Origin of the sequence: Micromonospora violae, assembly GCF_004217135.1 — a bacterium.
In the GTDB taxonomy this organism is placed as follows: Bacteria; Actinomycetota; Actinomycetes; order Mycobacteriales; family Micromonosporaceae; genus Micromonospora; species Micromonospora violae.
In genome coordinates, this window is the sequence record NZ_SHKK01000001.1 from 4,866,684 (window position 1) to 4,885,091 (window position 18,408).

Genomic DNA, 18,408 nt, shown 5'->3' on the forward strand with positions numbered 1-18,408 from the left:
ACATGACAGACGGTGCACGGTCGGCAACTCCACCGGGGCTGACGCCCCGAGAAGTGGCGACGCACTGCCCGTACTGCGCACTGCAGTGCGGGATGACGCTGCGCGAGGACGACGCAGGGGTGACGGTCCTCCCGCGCCAGTTCCCCACCAACCGGGGCGGGCTCTGCCAGAAGGGGTGGACCGCCGCCGAACTGCTCGACCACCCGGAGCGACTGACCACCCCGCTGGTGCGCGACCCGGCCACCGGCGCACTGCTCCCGGCGAGTTGGGACACCGCGCTCGAGAGGGTGGTCGCCGGCATCCGCGCAGTTCAGGACGACGCCGGCCGGGACGCGGTCGCCGTCTTCGGCGGTGGCGGCCTGACCAACGAGAAGGCGTACGCGCTGGGGAAGTTCGCCCGGATCGGGCTGCGCACCCGGCACATCGACTACAACGGACGGTTCTGCATGTCCTCGGCGGCGGCCGCCGGGATGCGCGCCTTCGGCATCGACCGCGGGCTGCCGTTCCCCCTCGCCGACCTGGGCCGGGCCGACACCCTGCTGCTGGTGGGGGCGAACCCGGCGGAGACCATGCCGCCGCTGGTGCGCTGGCTCACCGAGCAGCGCCGCAACGGCGGCCAACTGATCGTCGTCGACCCCCGGGTCACCGCCACCGCCCGCCAGGCCGACCTGCACCTGCAACCGCTGCCCGGCACCGACCTCGCGGTAGCGAACGCGCTGCTGCACATCGCCCTCACCGAGGGGTGGGTCGACCGGGCCTATGTGGCCGACCGCACCAGCGGATTCGACGCGGTCCGCCGTGGCGTCGCCGCCTGGTGGCCGGCCCGTGCCGAACAACTCTCCGGGGTGCCGGTGGCCGACCTGGAGGCGACCGCCCGCGCGCTGGGCACCGGCGGTCGCGTGATCATCCTGACCGCGCGCGGTGCCGAGCAGCACGCCAAGGGGGTGGACACGGTCACCGGGTACGTCAACCTCGCCCTCGCCCTCGGCCTGCCCGGTCGGGACGGCTCGGGGTACGGCTGCCTCACCGGCCAGGGCAACGGCCAGGGCGGCCGGGAACACGGGCAGAAGGCCGACCAACTCCCCGGCTACCGGCGGATCGACGACCCGGCGGCCCGGGAACACGTCGCCGGGGTCTGGGGTGTGCCGGCCGACGAGCTGCCCGGCCCGGGAGTGCCCGCCTACCAACTGCTCGACTCGCTCGGCACCCCGGGCGGTCCGCGCGCGCTGCTGGTGTTCGGGTCGAACCCGGTGGTCTCGGCACCCCGGGCGGCCCGGATCGAGGGCCGGCTGCGCGACCTCGACCTGCTGGTCGTCGCCGACCTCCTGCTGTCCGAGACGGCCGCGCTGGCGGACGTGGTGCTGCCCACCGCGCAGTGGGCCGAGGAGGACGGCACCATGACCAACCTGGAAGGTCGGGTGCTGCGTCGGCGCGCGCTACGGCCGCCCCCGCCGGGCGTCCGGACCGACCTCGCCATCATCGCCGACCTGGCGGCGCGGCTGGCGACCGCCGAGACGCCCGCCACCCAACCACCCGCCGCGCGACCGCCCGGCACCGAACCAACCAGCACCGGACCAGCCGGCACGCGACCGGAGGCCGTCGCGGCGGCCCGGTTCCCGGCCGCCCCGGCTGCCGTGTTCGCCGAGCTGCGCCGCGCGTCCGCTGGTGGGGCCGCCGACTACGCCGGCATCAGCTGGGACCGGATCGACGCCAACGACGGGGTCTACTGGCCCTGCCCGACCGAGGACGGGCCGGACACTCCGCGACTCTTCGCCGACCGGTTCGCCACCCCGGACGGCCGCGCCCGGTTCCACGCCGTCGACCATCGGCCCGCCGCCGAGGAGGTGTGCGCCACGTACCCGCTGCATTTCACCACCGGTCGGGTGCTGGCCCAGTACCAGTCGGGCACCCAGACCCGGCGGGTGGCCGCGCTGCGGCGCGCCGCCCCGGAGGCGTTCGTCGAACTGCACCCCGACCTGGCCACCCGGCTGGGCATCGACGACGGCGACCCGGTACGGGTCACCTCACGCCGAGGTGAGTTCAGCGCCCCGGCCCGGCTCAGCGCCGGGATCCGACCGGACACCGTGTTCGCCCCGTTCCACTACGCGGGGGCCGGTCGCGCCAACTCGGTGACCAACGACGCGGTGGACCCGATCTCCGGGATGCCCGAATTCAAGATCTGCGCGGTCCGGGTGGAGAAGGCATGACGGCCCGGGTGGTCATCGTCGGCAACGGGATGGCGGGCGCTCGCCTCGCGGGCGAACTGCATGCCCGCGAGGGCGACCGGAAGGTCACCGTGCTCGGGGCCGAGCCGCACCGCGCGTACAACCGGATCATGCTCTCCACCCTGCTGGCCGGCCGGATCGACGAGCCCGACGTGGAGCTGACCGAGGCCGCCGGGCACGGCGTCGACCTGCGCAGCGGCGTACCGGTGACCGCCATCGACCGGTCCGCGCGGGAGGTCCGCACGGACGACGGCGAACGCATCGGCTACGACCACCTGGTGCTGGCCACCGGTGCCCGCGCGGTGGTGCCACCGCTGCCCGGCCTCGACCCGGCGGCGCTGCCGGAGCGGGTGGTTCCCTTCCGGACCCTGGACGACTGCCGGCGGATCCTCGCCACCGCGGAGGGCGCGCGAAGCGCCCTGGTGCTCGGCGGCGGGCTGCTCGGCCTGGAAGCCGCCCGGGGGCTGGCCGCGCGCGGGTTGGCCACCACCGTCGTGCACCCGAGCGAACACCTGATGGAACGGCAACTCGACCCGGCGGCCAGCGCGGTGCTCGCGGGCACGCTCACCGGTTTCGGCATCACCGTCGAGCTGGGGGTGTCGGCGACCGGCGTGGCCGCCGACGCCAACGGCGTCCGCCTCGACCTGGCCGACGGCCGATCGATCCGGGCCGACCTGCTGGTGCTCTCCTGCGGCGTACGCCCGGACACCGCCCTCGCGCAGGCCGCCGGTCTGACGGTGCGCCGCGGCGTGGTGGTGGACGACCGGCTGCGCACCAACGACCGGTCCATCTCGGCGATCGGCGACTGCGCGGAGCACGACGGTGTGCTCACCGGGCTGGTCGCGCCCGCCTGGGCCCAGGCCAAGGTGCTCGCCGACGTGCTGACCGGTACGGACCCACTGGCCCGGTACCGGCCCCGACCGGTGGTGACCCGGCTGAAGGCCGCCGGGATCGACCTGGCCTCGATGGGGGACGCGGCCGGTGGCGGGCCTGGCGAGGAGCTGACCTTCGCCGACCCGGCCCGCGGCACGTACGCCCGGTTGCGGATCCGGGACGAGCGGCTGATCGGCGCGATCCTGCTCGGCGACAACCCGGCGGTCGGCACGGTGATCCAACTCTTCGACCGTGGTCAGCCGGTGCCGAGTGACCGGCGGGCGCTGCTGCTGGGCCGGGCACTCGGCGCGGTCGGCGCGACCCCGGCCGCCTCACCGGCGTTGATGCCGGACGCGGCCACGGTCTGCCAGTGCAACACGGTGAGCAAGGGCGCACTGGTCAGAAACTGGCGTTCCGGGGCCCGGACGGTCGATGCGGTGGTGGCCGCGACCCGGGCCGGCACCGGATGCGGCGGATGCCGGGACGCGGTGAGCGGCATCGTCGACTGGCTGAGCCAGGCGGAATCGGTGGAGGTGACGCGATGAGCGGCGGCGACCTGATCGTCATCGGCAACGGCATGGTCGGGCAGCGTTTCGTGGACGCGCTGCACGCCCGTGACCCACAGGGCAGCTGGCGGGTGACCGTGCTGGCTGAGGAGGGACGTCCGGCGTACGACCGGGTGCGGCTGTCGGCGTACTTCGACGGGGTGAGTGAGAGCGAACTCAACCTGTACACACCGCACGACGGGGTGCGGCTGCGACTCGGTGAGCCGGCCACGGCCATCGACCGGGACCGTCAGGTGGTGACCACCGCCGTCGGCGAGTACCGCTACGACGCGCTGGTGCTGGCCACCGGGTCGTACCCGTTCGTGCCGCCGGTGGCCGGCGCGGAGCTGCCCGGGGTTTTCGTCTACCGGACGCTGGACGACCTGGCCGCGATCCGGGCGTACGCCCAGGGTCGGCGGGCCGGCGCGGTGATCGGTGGCGGGCTGCTCGGTCTGGAGGCCGCGAACGCCCTGCGACTGCTGGGGCTGAGCACCGACGTGGTCGAGTTCGCCCCCCGGTTGATGCCGGTGCAGGTGGACCAGGCCGGCGGCGCGATGCTTCGCCGCTACGTCGACGATCTGGGCGTACGCACCCATCTCGGGGTGGCGACCACCGCGATCCGTTCGGGCCCGGACGGCGCCGTGGACGCCCTGGAACTCTCCGACGGCACCGCCATCGACGCCGACCTGGTGGTGGTGGCCGCCGGCATCCGGCCCCGCGACCAGTTGGCCCGGGATGCCGATCTGCCGCTGGGTCCACGCGGCGGGGTGCTGGTCGACGCGACGTGCCGTACCGCCGACGAGCGGATCTGGGCTGTCGGCGAGTGCGCGGCGGTCGACGGCACCTGTCACGGTCTGGTCGCGCCGGGGTACGCGACAGCCGAGGTGGTGGCCGACCGGCTGGTCGGTGGCGCGGCGACCTTCCCGGGCGCGGACACCGCCACCAAACTCAAGCTGCTCGGCGTCGACGTGGCCTCGTTCGGCGACGCCCACGGCGCGACCGAGGGCTGCCTGGACGTCACGTTCACCGACCCCGCCACCCGGGTCTACGCGAAGCTGGTCCTCTCCGACGACGCGCACACCCTGCTCGGCGGGGTGCTGGTCGGTGACGCCAGCGCGTACCCGACGCTGCGCGCCAGCGTGGGCGGCCCGCTGCCGGCGGCACCGCTGGCACTACTCGCTCCCGACGGTGGCGGCGCGGACGCTGGGGCGTTGCCCGCCACCGCGCAGGTCTGCTCGTGCAATGCGGTGACCCGGGGTGATGTGGATGCCGCCATCGCCGACGGCTGCGCGGATGTGGCGGCGTTGAAGGCGTGCACCCGGGCCGGCACCAGCTGCGGCTCCTGCGTGCCGATGCTGAAGCAGCTCCTGGACGCGGCCGGGGTGGCCCAGTCCAGCGCGCTCTGCGAACACTTCGACGTCAGCCGGCGGGAGCTGTTCGAGATCGTCCGGGTACGCGGCATCCGCACCTTCTCCCGGCTGGTCGCCGAACACGGTCAGGGCCGTGGCTGCGACATCTGCAAGCCGGTGGTGGCGTCCATCCTCGCCTCGCTGGGCAGCGGGCACGTGCTCGACGGCGAACAGGCGTCGTTGCAGGACACCAATGACCACTTCCTGGCCAACCTGCAACGCGACGGCAGCTACTCGGTGGTGCCCCGGATACCGGGCGGCGAGATCACCCCGGAGAAGCTGATCGTGATCGGTGAGGTGGCCCGGGACTTCCAGCTCTACACGAAGATCACCGGCGGGCAGCGGATCGACCTGTTCGGGGCACGGGTGGAGCAGCTGCCGCAGATCTGGCGGCGGCTGGTGGACGCCGGCTTCGAATCCGGTCACGCGTACGGCAAGGCGCTGCGCACGGTGAAGTCGTGCGTGGGCGAGACGTGGTGCCGGTACGGGGTGCAGGACTCGGTGGGGCTGGCCGTCGCGCTGGAGCTGCGGTATCGCGGGCTGCGGGCACCGCACAAGCTCAAGTCGGCGGTCTCCGGTTGCGCTCGGGAATGCGCGGAGGCGCGCAGCAAGGACTTCGGCATCATCGCCACCGAGACCGGCTGGAACCTCTACGTCGGCGGCAACGGGGGCTTCCGGCCCCGGCACGCCGACCTGTTCGCCACTGATTTGTCAACAGAAACCCTGATTCGACTAATCGATAGATTTTTAATTTATTACATCCGCACCGCCGACCGGCTGCAACGCACCGCCGGCTGGATCGAGGCGATGGACGGCGGCCTGGATCACCTGCGCTCGGTGATCGTGGACGACTCGCTCGGGCTCTGCGCGGACCTCGACGCGGCGATGGCCCGGCACGTGTCGTCGTACTCCGACGAGTGGCGCGACGTCCTGGACGACCCGGACCGGTTGCGCCGCTACACGTCCTTCGTCAACGCCCCTGACGTGCCGGACCCGTCGATCACCTTCACCCGGGAACGCGGCCAACCCGTTCCCGTACGCGCTGACGGTCCGCCCGGCGGTCACCGTCCGCAACCCGTCACTCTCGGCCTACCGGAGGTACGGCGATGACCCAGACCCTGACGCTGACCTGGACCACTGTCTGCCGTCTCGACCGGTTGGAACCGGACCGGGGTGTCGCCGCCCTGGTCGACGGCGTCCAGATAGCCCTGTTCCGGACCGCCGACGGGCTGTTCGCGATCGACAACCGCGACCCGGTCTCCGGGGCGTACGTGCTGTCGCGCGGCATCGTCGGCAGCCGGGGTGGGGTGCCGACGGTCGCCTCACCGCTGCACAAGCAGGTGTACGACCTGCGCAGCGGGCACTGCCTCGACCTGCCCGGGGTGGCGGTGGCCCGCCACGACGCGCGGTGCCGCAACGGGCTGGTCGAGGTGCGGCTGCGACAGGAGGGTTGATGCGCGAAGAACTGGCGGGCTTCACCATCGGGGTGACCGCCGACCGGCGGCGCGACGAGTTGGCCGCGCTGCTCGAACGACGGGGTGCCCGGGTGGTGCTCGCCCCGGCGTTGCGGATCGTGCCGCTCTCCGACGACACCGAGCTGCGCGAGGCGACCCGCGCCTGCCTCGACCAGCCGCCGGACATCCTGATGGCCAACACCGGCATCGGCATGCGCGGCTGGCTGGAGGCGGCTGAGGGCTGGGGGCTGGCCGAGCCGCTGCGCTCCGTGCTGGCCGGCTCGTACGTGGTGGCGCGGGGTCCGAAGGCACGCGGCGCGATCCGGGCGGCCGGACTGCACGACCAGTGGTCGCCCGCCTCGGAGAGCTGCGACGAGGTGGTCGATCACCTGCGCCGGCGCGGCGTGGCCGGGCAGGTGATCGCCATGCAGCTGCACGGGGAGCGGCAGCCCGACTGCACGCTCGCGCTGGAGGCGGCGGGCGCCACGGTCATCGAGGTGCCGGTCTACCGCTGGGCACCGCCGACCGACCCGGCACCGCTGCACCGGTTGATCGACCTGATCGCCGGCCGGCTGGTGGACGCGGTGACGTTCACGTCGGCGCCGGCGGCCGAGGCGTTGCTGCGGGCCGCCGGGGACCGCAGCGAAGCGGTGCTGTCCGCGTTGCGCAGTGATGTGCTGGCCAGCTGTGTCGGCGCGGTGACCGCCGAACCGCTGCTGCGACGCGGGGTGCCGGTGAGCGCGCCCGGTCGGGCCCGGTTGGGCGCGCTGGTGCGGACCATCGTCGACGAACTGCCCCGCCGGACCGTGACGTTCAAGGCCGGTGGGCACCTGCTCACCCTGCGCGGGCACGCCGCGGTGATCGACGGTGAGCTGCGGCCCCTCGCGCCCGCGCCGATGGCGGTGCTACGGGCGCTGGCCCAGTCCCCGGGTCGGGTGCTGTCCCGCACCGCGTTGCTGCGGACGCTGCCTCGGGGCGCGGATGAGCACGCCGTGGAGATGGCCGTCGCCCGGCTCCGGGCCGGGTTGCGCGCGCCCCGCGTGGTGCAGACCGTGGTGAAGCGCGGCTACCGGCTGCGGGTCGACTGAACGCGTCACGGCCGGGCGTCACGCGCCGGCCGTGACGCGACGGTTCAGCCGACCGGCGTGGGGAAGCCCCGCCCGTGCTCGGACTGGAGCCGGAGCATGGCGTGCTCGACCACCGTCACCAGCACCTGCTTGACCGAGTCCCGCTGCCGGGCGTCGGTCATCACCAGCGGCACCTGCGGCGAGATGGCCAGCGCCTCGCGGACCTCCTCCGCCTCGTACTGGGGAGCGCCGTCGAACTTGTTCAGCGCCACCACGTACGGCAGGTTGCGGTTCTCGAAGTAGTCCAGCGGGGCGAACGCGTCGGTGATCCGGCGCGTGTCCACCAGCACGGCGGCACCCACCGCACCGCGGATGATCTCGTCCCACATGAACCAGAACCGGGTCTGACCGGGGGTACCGAAGAGGTACAGGATCAGGTCCTGGGCCATGGTGATTCGGCCGAAGTCCATGGCGACCGTGGTGGTCTCCTTGCCCGGCACCTTGGACGGATCGTCGATGCCGACGCCCGCCGCGGTCATCAACGCCTCGGTGGTCAGCGGTGTGATCTCGGAGATCGCCCCGACCAGTGTCGTCTTGCCAACGCCGAAGCCGCCCGCGACGACGATCTTCGCGGAGACGATTCCCCGGTTCGGCCGCCCCCCCTGCGGGGTCATAGCCTGCGAAGTCCACTTAGCACCCTTCCAAGCAGTTCCATCCGCTCCTCGAACCCCTCGGCGGGAGCAGCAGTGTGTAACGTCAGCAGGCTCTCGGCCACCATGTCGGCGACCAACACCCGGGCGACGCCCAGCGGCATCCGGGTGTACGCGGCGATCTCCGCCAGCGATTGCGCTCGGCCCTCACAGACCGTGGCGATGCGGTGCTTGTCATGCCCGGCGAAGCGGGACTCGGCGACCTGGGTGGGCGAGGCGGTGAGGACGGCCTCAAGGGCGATGTCCTGCCGGGGTTCAGTACGGCCACGGGTGACCGCGTACGGACGTACCAGCGCGCCACGCGGGTCACGTCGTTGGTCCATCCCCGATCACCTCCTCGTCCCCTACCGAGCCGGCCGGTGCCGACTCGCGTCCCTGGTCCGGCGCTCGGTGCGAGCGCCGCCCTCCGGTGCTACGAGCGCACCGCGTCGCGCGGCAGCGGCACCAGCGCGGCACCCACCCGCTCGACCAGCAGCGCCATCTCGTAGCCCACCTGGCCCACGTCGCAGCTGCGCGCGGCCAGCACGGCCATCGAGGAACCGTCGCTGATCGACATCAGGAAGAGGTACCCGCTGTCCATCTCGATGACTGTCTGCAACACCCCGCCCGCGCTGAACATCCGGGCCGCGCCCTCGGTCAGGCTCACCACCCCGGAGGTGATCGCGGCGAGCTGGTCCGCCCGGTCCGCCGGCAGATCCCGGGAGGACGCAAGCAACAGCCCGTCGGCGGACACCGCCACCACGTGGGCGATACCGGCCACGCTGTCGGCGAAGTTGGTGAGCAGCCAACCCATGTCCTGCATGGCAGCTGGCCTGTTCATCGGCTCTCCTTGGTCGAGGTGCTGTTCAGGTCCGTTCCGGCCGTCCGACCGCGCTGCACGCCACGGTGGTAGGCCGACAGCAGACCACGTACTTCATCCGGGGTCCGCCGGCTGCGGTCCCGGCCGCTCTTCGGTTCGATGCCACCGGGCACGAGTTGTGCCTGCGGCACCCGCTTGGGCAGTCCGGAACGGGTGGTCCCGGCGGGGGCCGGTTCGGCAGCCCTGCTGGCCCGGGACCAACCCTCGTCCGCCGCCGTACGCCAGGCATTCGGGTCGGCGGCGGGTGCGGCCGGAGCCGGCCGGGCGGCCGGGGGTGGGGAGTACGACGGCGGTGCCGACGGCGCCGCGCCGTACCCGTCGGTGCTGCCGCCGAGGTCCCCGGCGCGCGCGGTGGTCGTACCGTCGGTGTTGGCGTTGCCCGGGGTGCGGGTCGGCAGTTTCGGTCGGGCCGGCGGTGCGGCCGGCACGGACGCGGCGCTCGGCCGGCCGCCGTTGCCGGGGCGCAGCCCGGCGTCGGCGGCGGCGGGCGCTGGCGGTTCGTCGAAGTTGGGCCGGGTGAAGATCGCGGTGGCGTCGTCACCGTGCGACCGGAACCAGACCGCCTCCATCTCCCGGAAGATCGGCGCCTCGGCGGGGAAGTCGGGCCGGGTGCTGACCGGGACGGCGGGCACCGACGGTGCGGCCGGCGGTGCCACCGCGCCCGGGCCGGCGACCGGCCCGACCGGGAGGCCCTGGACGCCGAGCGCATCGGCGCCATCAGTGGCGGAACCACGCCGAGGTAGCGGGTCGACGGTCGGGTAGGCCACGGTCGGGCTGCCCAGTGAGGCGCCCGCCGCACTGTTGTAGGTCGGCTGCGCCGGCGGGAGCGGGGCAGCCGGGGCCGGGGCCGCGGGTGCGGGTGCGGGTGCGGGTGGCATGGTCGAGCGCGGCCCGGTGTAACCACCCGCCTGCACGGCGGGGGTGGTGTCGCGCGAGTCCAGCGGCGACTGCCACGGGGCGGGTGCCGGCGTGCTGGTCCGCCACTGGTCGGGCAGCGTCGCCGCCGACGTGGCGGCACCGGCGAACTGCTCGGCGTGACCGACCGGCGTGAGCGGCGTCTGCTCCACGGCCATCGGCTGACGCGGCCGGGTGAGCGCCTGCTCGCGGCCACGGTTGGTGGGCAGCACCACGGTGGCGGCGGGCAGCGTCACCTGGGCGACGGTGCCGCCCTCGACGTTGCGGCGCAACTCCACCCGGATGCCGTAGCGGGAGGCGAGCCGACTCACCACGGCCAGACCCATCAGCCGGAACGCGGCGACGTCGACGCTCGGCGGGGCGGCCAGTCGCCGGTTGAGCGAGTCGAGCTGCTCGTCGGTGAGGCCGAGCCCGCGGTCCTCGATCTGGATCAGGACGTAGTCGCGGATCCGGCGACCGTCGGCGACCACCGTGGTGTTCGGCGGAGAGAACCGCGTGGCGTTGTCGAGGAGCTCGGCGACGAGGCGCACCACGTCGTTGACCGCGTGCGCGGCCACCGAGATGTCGGTGTCGACAGTGCCGAACTCGATGCGGTTGTACAGCTCCACCTCGGACTGGGCGGCGCGCAGCACGTCCACCACCAGCGCGTCGTCGCGACGCGGTACGGCGGAGTCGGCGCCGGCCAGGACCAGCAGGTTCTCGTCGTTGCGGCGCATTCGGGTGGCGAGGTGGTCCAGTTCGAAGAGCTGCGCGAGCCGCTTCGGGTCCTCCTCGCCGCGCTCGATCGCGTCCAGCTCGCCGATCATCCGGTCGACCAGGGTCTGACTGCGGCGGGCCAGGTTGAGGAACATCGCCGAGACGCTGGTACGTAGCGCCGCCTGCTCGGCGGCGACCCGCACCGCCTCCCGGTGTACGACGTTGAAGGCCAGCGCCACCTGACCGACCTCGTCGCGGGTGTTGAGCTGGATGGGGTCCCGGACCTGTCGGACGATCTCGTCCACGCCGCCGTCACCCACGCTGCCCATGTTCTGCAGTCGCTGCACCGCGTCGGGCAGGTCGTGGTTGGCCACCGAGAGAGCGCCCTCGCGCAGCCGGCGCAGCGAGTGGTTGAGCGAGCGGGCCAGCACCACGGCCAGCGTCACCGCGATGATCAGGGTCAGCAGCACCAGGATCGACTCGATCGCAGCCTGCCGGATGACGTCCGAGCGCGCCTGGTCGGCCTGCTGGAGCAGTCGGTCCTGTAGTTGGATCTCAGCCCAGCGCATCAGGTCGTTCACGGCGCCGATGGCCGCGGTGGCGTCCTGCGCGCTGACCAGCGGGCGCTGCCCGACCGAGCGGGTGATGTCGTTGGCCACCCGGTCGGACAGGCCGACCGCGTCGCCGGAGACGGTGCTGTCGACGAGGGCGCGCTGCACCGGATCGGCGGCGAGCGAGAACGCGACCAGGGCCTCCTGCTGACCGGTCAACGTTGCCACGAACGAGGAGAACTGCTCCGAGTCGAGCTGGCCGGCGATCAGCGCGGTGAAGGCGACGGCCTCTTCCTCGGCGACGGCGGCCTTGGCGCGGGCGAAGGCGGAGACCGCGCGGCGGCTGTCCGCCAGGCTCTCGTCGCCGGGCAGCTGGGCCAGGCCGTCGCCGTACGAGACCAGGTCGGTGAGGATGACCCCGTAGCGGAGCACCGCTTCGGCGACCGCCATCTGCCGGCGGTCCAGCACCTCCTGTCGGGTGCCGTCCAGGGTGGCCAGGTGGTCGTCGATGGCGACCAGCCGGGTCCGCAGGGCGGCCGGCACCTCGCCGATCCGGCCCCGCTCAGCGCGGTACTCGTCCACCCGCTGCTGCGTCTGGCGGACCCGCAGGTTGTACGCGTCGGCGGACTGCTGCGGGCTGGCCAGGTACGCGGCCGCGGCCATCCGTTCGGCGTGGAGGTCCTGGGTGAGGGCGCTGACGTCGATGGAGAGGGCCGTCAGCGACCGGGCCCGGGTGGCGTCGAAGGCACCCTCGCCGACGGAGATCAGCCGGACCGTGGCCAGCGCGATCACCGCCGCCACCGGGACGACCAGAATCAGCGCCAACTTCGACCGGATCCGAGCGTCACGCAGTCTCGGCATCCGTTGGCGCGTACGCCGACCGCTGTCGCCGAGCGCGGGCAGGTTCGTCGGTCCGGTGCTCACGACATCGCCTCCGTCGTTTCTTCCCCGCCTGAGCCGCCGAGCCATGCCGTAAGCGGAGGGGACCACGCGCGGCACGGCCGCGATTTCATCAGAGAAGATCCTGTTTGGGAAGCCGCAGTGAGGTAGGAAACGGTCGGACGGAGCGCATCCCGTGTTCCGGTCAACTGATACCTTCATTTCCGCAAGCCCCTGATCAGGGCATGTAACTCCAGAGTGGTCACGCGTGTGTGCAAAGTGAGCTTTTGCAAACATTGCGTTACCCCAGCATGTGGGATGGCCGTCCCGAAAATGCAGCCGGGGTCCGCGCTTGACCACAGCGCCGGCCATTGGCAAGGTTTTGCAGGCTTCGCGCACACCGTACGGCAGAGGAGATCCCGTCCTCCACTGAGGACGGATTAGCGGCGGTGACCGGGCAGCGCCCGCGCCCGCACCTGGAGGACTGAGTTGAGCCCCATCCGCTCCGCGACCATCGCGGCGCTCGCATCGGCCGTAGTGGCCACCACGCTCACCGGCTGCCAGTTCGGCGGAGCGGAGAAGGACACGAGTCCGATCGTGATCGCCGCCGATCTCGAACTCTCCGGGGCCTCGGCCCTGGTCGGTCAGACATACCAGCGGGCCCTGAAACTCAAGGTCGAGCAGTTGAACTCCTCCGGAGCGCTGAACGGCCGGAAGATCGATCTGTTGGTCAAGGACAACCGTTCCGACGCCGCCGAGTCGCTTCGCAACATCGCCGACTTCAGCAGCGATTCTCGGGTCAGCGCCATCATCATGGGCGGCTGCAACGAATGCGCGCTCGGTGCTGTGGGGACCATCAACGAGAAGCGGATTCCCACCATTGCGCTCGCCGCTTCCGGCTCGATCGCCAGCCCGGTCGCCGAACGGCGCTACGTGTTCAAGCTGGGCCCCAACGCCGCGGACAGCGCCGCGGCACTCACCACCGAACTGCGCCGCAACAACATCCGCAAGGTGGGGATGCTGGTCAGCGACGACGACTACGGCCGGGAGGGCACGAGCGCGCTCAAGAGCGAGCTGGACAAGGCCGACATCTCGCTCCGCCAGCAGCGGGTCAAGACCACCGACACCGATGTCAGCCAGCAGGTGCAGCAGCTAGCGTCGGGCAAGCCCGACGCGATGGTCTTCTGGACCCCGCCGGAGCAGGCCACGCTGGCCGCCACCAGCGCCCAGCAGACCACCTTCCGGGGGTCGATCTACTTCGACGCGGGGGCCGCCGGGGAACTCTTCCTCGGCTCGGCGGCCAAGGCGACCGAGAAGGCCACGCTGATCTTCACGCAGACGATGGTGATCGATGACGTTATCGCGACCACGCCGGCCAAGGCGGCGCGGCGGCAGTGGTTCCAGGACTACACGGCCCGCTTCGGTGGCTACAACGGGTCCTCGTCCTTCGCGGCGGACGCCGTCCAGCTGATCGCCGACGCCGAACTGCGCGCCGGTGGCGAGGCCGGAAAGGTCAACCGCGACGGCCTTCGGGACGTGCTGGAGACGTCCCAGATGGACGGCCTGTCCGGCCCGATCCGCATCACGCCGGACAACCACAGCGGTCTGATGCCGCAGGCGCTCACCACGCTGGTCGCCCGCAATGGTCGCTGGCGGTTGGCGGGGTAACGGCTCTGGGCCTCGTGTGGCTCGCTGGTCCGGCGGGTTTGTCGGGGTGCCGGGTGGGGGGTGTGGCCGACCGTGCCCGGCTCCGGGCGGTCAGGCTTGATCCCTCCGCCGGGCACGGTCGGCCACACCCAGCTCGCCTGCGGCTTCGACGCACAAGGGCCGGCCTCCTATCGGGGGGGCCGGCCCTTTGCGTTTCCTGGGGTTGATCTTGGCCTGCTGGTGGTCTGCCTTCAGCGACTGCTGGTGGTTTCTCTCACCCACGGCAGGGCGATCCGCTCGATCAGCACGAGCGCCGAGTAGAGCAGGATGCTCACCAGCGCCACCAGCATGATCGCCGCCCAGGCGGTGGCGGTGTCGCCGATGCCGGCGTACTGCGTGATGACGTAACCGAGGCCGCTCTCGCCGGCCTGGAACTCACCGATCACCGCGCCGATCGCGGCCAGCGGCATGCCCACCTTGAGCCCGACGAAGATCTGCGGCAGGGCGGCCGGGAAACGCACCTTCCGGAACGCCTGCCAACGGGAGGCGTTCCAGGAACGCACCAGTTCGGCCAGGTCAGCCGGCGTGGTGGTCAGCCCGGTCGCGGTGGAGAGCACGATCGGGAAGAAGCAGAGCAGGAAGACCATGGTCAGGATCGGCTTCTGACCCCAGCCGAGCGCCACCACCAGCAGCGGGCCCAACGTGATCTTCGGCACCGCGTTCACCGCGACCAGCAACGGCGTGAACATCCGCTCGACCGTGCGGGAGCTGGCCAGGGAGAGTCCGATCAGGACACCGGCGGCCACCGAGAGGGCGAACCCGGTCAGGATCTCCAGCATGGTGTCCCAGGTGTGCTCCAGCAACTGGGCCGGCTTGTCGACGAACGCGGTGAGCACCTCGCCGGGTGGGGGCAGAGCTGCGGGGTGGATCAGCTCCAGCCGGGCGGTCAACCACCACACCGCCAACGCGACCAGGAGGCCGACCGCGGGCAGCACCGTATCGGCCCCGGCCCGGAGACCGGCACCTCGACCCGTGCGCCCCGCGTCGGGGCTGGCACTCGGGGGCGAAGGCTCCGCCACCGCCGGGTCCGCTGACCGGACGTCGGTCATCTCTGTCCTCCTCGAAATCCCACGGCCCGCCGGGGGCCGACGGGCGACGGGGGTACGCCCCACCGGGTGCGGCGGGACGTACCCCCTGATGACGACCGGACGATCAGGCCTTCGGCGCGAGGCTGAAGTCGATGATCTGCTCGGGGGTGATGTTCTGCTTCAGCGCGCCGGCGCCCTGCAGGATGGCGATGCTCTTGGCGACCCGACCGCTGTCCAGGGTGCCGATCGCGGTGCCGGTGTTGCCGGAGCGGACGTACGCGGCCATCAGGTCCAGCTCGGCGGCGGCGGAGACCGGGTTGGTGGCGTCGACGTTCTTCTTCAGGATCTCGGCGGCCTCCTTGGAGTTCGCCAGGCTGTACTCGAGGCCCTTGAGCAGCGCCGCGGTGAACCGCTTCACCATCTCGGGCTTCTCCTTGGCGATCTTCGAGGAGGTGATCAGCACGTTGCCGTAGAGGTCCTGCATCACGTTGCTGTACGGCAGCATGACAGCCTTCTTCTTGGCCACGCCCTCGATGGTGGGCTGACCGACGACGAACTGACCGATGCCGTCCACCGAACCGGCGGCCAGGGTGCCGATCAGGTTCTGCGCCTCACCGTTGACCCAGGTCACCTTGTTCACGTCCACGCCGGCGAGCCGGGCGTACGTCGGGAAGAGGTTGCGGACCACGGACCCGGGGGTGTCGGCGAGCTTCTTGCCCTCCAGGTCCTTCGGCGAGCTGATGTTCTTGCCCTCGACGGTGGCGATGGCCGCCATGGTGCGCTGCTGGATCGCGGCGACCGCGGTGAAGTCCTTCGCCTGGCCGTTGCCGAGCTGGAGCAGACCGCCGGTGAGGTCGATCGGGCCGAAGTCGGCCTGGCCGCCGACGACGGTCTGGATGACGCCACCGGTGCCCTGGCCGGCCTTGATCTCGACGTCGAAGCCGGCTTCCTTGAAGAAGCCCTTGTCCTTCGCCACCCAGGCGTAGGAGTCACGGCCGAAGTTGCCGAACGAGGTGAGGTAGGTCACCTTCTCCAGCGTCTTGCTGTCGCCGCCCTTGGCGTCGGCCGAATCCGACCCGCTGCTGCAGGCGGAGACAAGGGCGAGGGCGGTGGCCAGCGCGGCCGTAGCGACCGTACGGGTCAACCTTCTCATCAGTGCACCATGTCCTTTCCGACCGGGGCCGGCAGGCCACCGGAGGGGGTTATTGACGGGCCGGCGGGAGGGGCGGAAGCCGGACGCCGCCGTCGTGAGGGGACTCTTCGCGGGCACAGCGTACGAGAAACCCACAGTTGTGACGCCAGGTGCATCGGGTTGCGGAACGGAAACAACCTGACGACGACCCCAGGCGGTGTCATACCTCGACGGGCCAGCTAGCCTTTGTCGGATTCCTGACCGTCGACTCAGCGGAGGTGCGCCGGAGATGATCCGACTGTCCGGGGTGTCCCGCACCTTCGAGGGCCGGTCCGGCCGGGTGGAAGCGCTGCGCGGCATCGACCTCGACGTCGCCGAGGGCGAGTTCGTGGCCGTGCTCGGCCGCTCCGGCTGCGGCAAGTCCACCCTGCTGCGGCTGATCGCCGGGCTGCTCCCGCTGACCGCCGGTGAGATCACCGTCGACGGCACGCCGATCACCCGCCCGCGCCAGGACATCGCCATGCTGTTCCAGAAGCCGGCGCTGCTGCCCTGGCGCACCGTGCTGGACAACGTCCTGCTCCCGGTGGAGATCTTCGGCTGGAGCCGCGCCAAGCACCGGGAGCGGGCCCGGCAACTGCTCGACGTGGCCGGCTTGGCCGGCTTCGAGAAGCGGCTGCCGCACGAGCTCTCCGGCGGCATGCAGCAGCGGGTATCACTGTGCCGGTCGTTGATCGGCGAGCCCCGCGTGATGCTGATGGACGAGCCGTTCTCCGCGCTGGACGCGCTCACCCGCGAGGAACTGTCCGGCGAACTCCAGCGGGTGCACATGGAGAACAAGCCGACCATCGTCTTCGTCACCCACTCGATCGACGAGGCGGTGCTGCTCGCCGACCGGGTGGTCGTGCTGAGCCCCCGCCCGGGCCGCATCCGCAAGGTCGTCGACGTGACCATCCCCCGGCCCCGCACCCTGGGCCGCAACGCCCACCTGGCCGACGTCGCCCAGGTCAGTGCGGACCTGCACGAACTGCTGATGGAACGCGAGCAGCCGGTACCCACCGGCCCGGAAGGACACTGACCATGCGGGTGTCGGTCTTCACCGAGCCGAACCGCGGCGCCAGCTACGACACGCAGCTCCGGTTCGCCCGGCTGGTCGAGGCCTGCGGCTACGAGGGCTTCCTCCGCGCTGACCACTACCAGTCGATGGGCGCCGACCAGGGCCTGCCCGGCCCGACGGACGCCTGGCTGACCCTCGCCGCGCTGGCCCGGGAGACCGAACGGATCCGGCTCGGCACCCTGGTGACGTCGGCCACGTTCCGCCTGCCCGGCCCCCTCGCGGTGATGGTCGCGCAGGTCGACCAGATGAGTGGCGGCCGGGTCGACCTGGGCATCGGTGCCGGCTGGTACGAGCGCGAGCACACCTCGTACGGCATCCCGTTCCCGGCGGTCGGCGAGCGCTTCGACCGGCTGGCCGAGCAGCTTGAGGTGATCACCGGGTTGTGGGCGACCCCACCCGGGCAGACCTACAGCTTCACCGGCGACCACTACCAACTGGTCGACGCCCCCGCCCTGCCCAAGCCGGTGCAGGTGCCCGGGCCGCCGATCATCGTGGGCGGGCGCGGCCCCAAGCGCACACCCGAACTGGCCGCCCGGTACGCCAGCGAGTTCAACATGCCGTTCAAGTCCGTGGCCGCCACCGCCGAGGCGTACGACCGGGTGCGCGAGGCGTGTGAGCGCGCGGGCCGCACGGAGTCCGGGCGCGAGCCGTTGGTGCTCTCCGCCGGGATCGTCGTCGCCATCGGCCGGACCGACGCGGAGGCCCAGCGTCGGGCCGCCCCCCTGCACGTGAAGAGCGCCCTGCCACCGGAGGACCCGGTGGTCGGCTCCCCCGCGCAGCTCGTGCAGCGCCTCGGTGAGTTCGCCGCGATCGGCACCACCCGGGTGCACCTCCGCCTGATCGACTTCGATGATCTCGACCACCTTGAGCTGATCGCCGCCGAGGTGCTGCCCCAACTGGACGGAGCACGATGACCAACGTGATCGACGGAACCGAACTCGGACCGGTGGGTCAGGAGATCGTGTACGAGAACGACCGGGTCCGTGTCTGGCACATCCGCCTCGAGCCCGGCGAGGGGCAACCGCTGCACCGGCACGACCACCCCTACCTGGTGGTGGCGGTCGAGGGGGCCAAGAACGTCATACAGACCGTCGACGGGACCCGGATCGACGCCGACGAGCCCACCGGCGGAGTGGTCTACCGGGACCCGGGCGCGGTGCACATGCTCACCAATGTCGGGGATACGACTTACCTGGCCCGGCTGGTCGAGCTCAAGTAGGCCCGCCGATAGCCACCGGCGCGCC

Annotated in this window: 14 protein-coding genes and 1 pseudogene; 9 read left to right on the forward strand and 6 right to left on the reverse strand. The window is 71.8% G+C overall.

Going from position 1 to position 18,408, the window contains the following annotated elements; genetic code table 11:
• Positions 1-2 precede the first annotated feature (2 nt).
• Genes EV382_RS21670 through EV382_RS21690 form a run of 5 tightly spaced genes read left to right on the forward strand, consistent with a single transcriptional unit; the run spans position 3 to position 7,594 of the window.
• Positions 3-2,207: a molybdopterin oxidoreductase family protein gene (locus EV382_RS21670; protein WP_130404668.1), complete on the forward strand. Its 2,205-nt coding sequence runs from the start codon at positions 3-5 to the stop codon at positions 2,205-2,207.
• Positions 2,204-3,643 (forward strand): FAD-dependent oxidoreductase, encoded by a 1,440-nt coding sequence (locus EV382_RS21675; protein ID WP_130404670.1) that lies wholly within the window; start codon positions 2,204-2,206, stop codon positions 3,641-3,643. The genes EV382_RS21670 and EV382_RS21675 overlap by 4 nt, the downstream gene beginning before the upstream one ends.
• Positions 3,640-6,162 (forward strand): nitrite reductase large subunit NirB, encoded by a 2,523-nt coding sequence (gene nirB / locus EV382_RS21680; protein WP_130404672.1) that lies wholly within the window; start codon positions 3,640-3,642, stop codon positions 6,160-6,162. The genes EV382_RS21675 and nirB overlap by 4 nt, the downstream gene beginning before the upstream one ends.
• Positions 6,159-6,506 carry a nitrite reductase small subunit NirD gene (gene nirD, locus EV382_RS21685; RefSeq protein ID WP_130404674.1) on the forward strand — a complete coding sequence of 116 codons (348 nt, stop codon included), beginning with the start codon at positions 6,159-6,161 and terminating at the stop codon, positions 6,504-6,506. Before nirB ends, nirD begins: the two co-directional genes overlap by 4 nt.
• A complete protein-coding gene (locus EV382_RS21690) occupies positions 6,506-7,594 on the forward strand; it encodes a uroporphyrinogen-III synthase (protein ID WP_130404676.1) in 1,089 nt (362 codons plus the stop codon). The genes nirD and EV382_RS21690 overlap by 1 nt, the downstream gene beginning before the upstream one ends.
• Before the next feature lie 44 nt (positions 7,595-7,638).
• Here EV382_RS21690 and EV382_RS21695 read toward each other — a convergent pair.
• The 4 genes and pseudogenes from EV382_RS21695 to EV382_RS21710 form a co-directional block, all read right to left on the reverse strand.
• A pseudogene (locus EV382_RS21695) lies at positions 7,639-8,263 on the reverse strand (GTP-binding protein).
• A complete protein-coding gene (locus EV382_RS21700; RefSeq protein ID WP_130404681.1) occupies positions 8,244-8,606 on the reverse strand; it encodes a DUF742 domain-containing protein in 363 nt (120 codons plus the stop codon). Before EV382_RS21700 ends, EV382_RS21695 begins: the two are co-directional and overlap by 20 nt.
• Before the next feature lie 89 nt (positions 8,607-8,695).
• Complete coding sequence (locus EV382_RS21705) at positions 8,696-9,103, reverse strand: roadblock/LC7 domain-containing protein (protein ID WP_030329975.1); 408 nt, start codon at positions 9,101-9,103, stop codon at positions 8,696-8,698.
• Complete coding sequence (locus tag EV382_RS21710; protein WP_130404683.1) at positions 9,100-12,228, reverse strand: sensor histidine kinase; 3,129 nt, start codon at positions 12,226-12,228, stop codon at positions 9,100-9,102. The genes EV382_RS21705 and EV382_RS21710 overlap by 4 nt, the downstream gene beginning before the upstream one ends.
• 444 nt (positions 12,229-12,672) lie before the next feature.
• Between EV382_RS21710 and EV382_RS21715 the strand changes: the two genes are divergently transcribed.
• Entirely contained in the window at positions 12,673-13,851 is a 1,179-nt protein-coding gene (locus EV382_RS21715) for an ABC transporter substrate-binding protein (RefSeq protein ID WP_130404685.1), read from the forward strand.
• 230 nt (positions 13,852-14,081) lie between these two features.
• Here the strand turns inward: EV382_RS21715 and EV382_RS21720 are convergent, their stop codons facing one another.
• Positions 14,082-14,939: an ABC transporter permease gene (locus EV382_RS21720; protein WP_130404687.1), complete on the reverse strand. Its 858-nt coding sequence runs from the start codon at positions 14,937-14,939 to the stop codon at positions 14,082-14,084.
• 103 nt (positions 14,940-15,042) lie between these two features.
• Positions 15,043-16,071: an ABC transporter substrate-binding protein gene (locus tag EV382_RS21725; protein WP_130404689.1), complete on the reverse strand. Its 1,029-nt coding sequence runs from the start codon at positions 16,069-16,071 to the stop codon at positions 15,043-15,045.
• A gap of 268 nt (positions 16,072-16,339) precedes the next feature.
• On the opposite strand from EV382_RS21725, the gene EV382_RS21730 reads away from it, so the two are divergent.
• From EV382_RS21730 to EV382_RS21740, 3 genes are read left to right on the forward strand one after another with little or no spacing between them, the layout of a single operon-like run.
• A complete protein-coding gene (locus EV382_RS21730; RefSeq protein ID WP_130404691.1) occupies positions 16,340-17,125 on the forward strand; it encodes an ABC transporter ATP-binding protein in 786 nt (261 codons plus the stop codon).
• A 2-nt stretch (positions 17,126-17,127) separates the two neighbouring features.
• Positions 17,128-18,078 (forward strand): LLM class F420-dependent oxidoreductase, encoded by a 951-nt coding sequence (locus EV382_RS21735; protein ID WP_130404693.1) that lies wholly within the window; start codon positions 17,128-17,130, stop codon positions 18,076-18,078.
• Positions 18,075-18,383 (forward strand): cupin domain-containing protein, encoded by a 309-nt coding sequence (locus EV382_RS21740; protein ID WP_130404695.1) that lies wholly within the window; start codon positions 18,075-18,077, stop codon positions 18,381-18,383. The genes EV382_RS21735 and EV382_RS21740 overlap by 4 nt, the downstream gene beginning before the upstream one ends.
• Positions 18,384-18,408 lie beyond the last annotated feature (25 nt).

Coding starts and splice junctions, on each gene's coding strand:
- EV382_RS21670 (WP_130404668.1), top strand. CDS start 3: ATGACAGACGGTGCACGGTCGGCAACTCCACCGGGGCTGACGCCCCGA.
- EV382_RS21675 (WP_130404670.1), top strand. CDS start 2,204: ATGACGGCCCGGGTGGTCATCGTCGGCAACGGGATGGCGGGCGCTCGC.
- nirB (WP_130404672.1), top strand. CDS start 3,640: ATGAGCGGCGGCGACCTGATCGTCATCGGCAACGGCATGGTCGGGCAG.
- nirD (WP_130404674.1), top strand. CDS start 6,159: ATGACCCAGACCCTGACGCTGACCTGGACCACTGTCTGCCGTCTCGAC.
- EV382_RS21690 (WP_130404676.1), top strand. CDS start 6,506: ATGCGCGAAGAACTGGCGGGCTTCACCATCGGGGTGACCGCCGACCGG.
- EV382_RS21700 (WP_130404681.1), bottom strand. CDS start 8,606: ATGGACCAACGACGTGACCCGCGTGGCGCGCTGGTACGTCCGTACGCG.
- EV382_RS21705 (WP_030329975.1), bottom strand. CDS start 9,103: ATGAACAGGCCAGCTGCCATGCAGGACATGGGTTGGCTGCTCACCAAC.
- EV382_RS21720 (WP_130404687.1), bottom strand. CDS start 14,939: ATGACCGACGTCCGGTCAGCGGACCCGGCGGTGGCGGAGCCTTCGCCC.
- EV382_RS21725 (WP_130404689.1), bottom strand. CDS start 16,071: ATGAGAAGGTTGACCCGTACGGTCGCTACGGCCGCGCTGGCCACCGCC.
- EV382_RS21730 (WP_130404691.1), top strand. CDS start 16,340: ATGATCCGACTGTCCGGGGTGTCCCGCACCTTCGAGGGCCGGTCCGGC.
- EV382_RS21735 (WP_130404693.1), top strand. CDS start 17,128: ATGCGGGTGTCGGTCTTCACCGAGCCGAACCGCGGCGCCAGCTACGAC.
- EV382_RS21740 (WP_130404695.1), top strand. CDS start 18,075: ATGACCAACGTGATCGACGGAACCGAACTCGGACCGGTGGGTCAGGAG.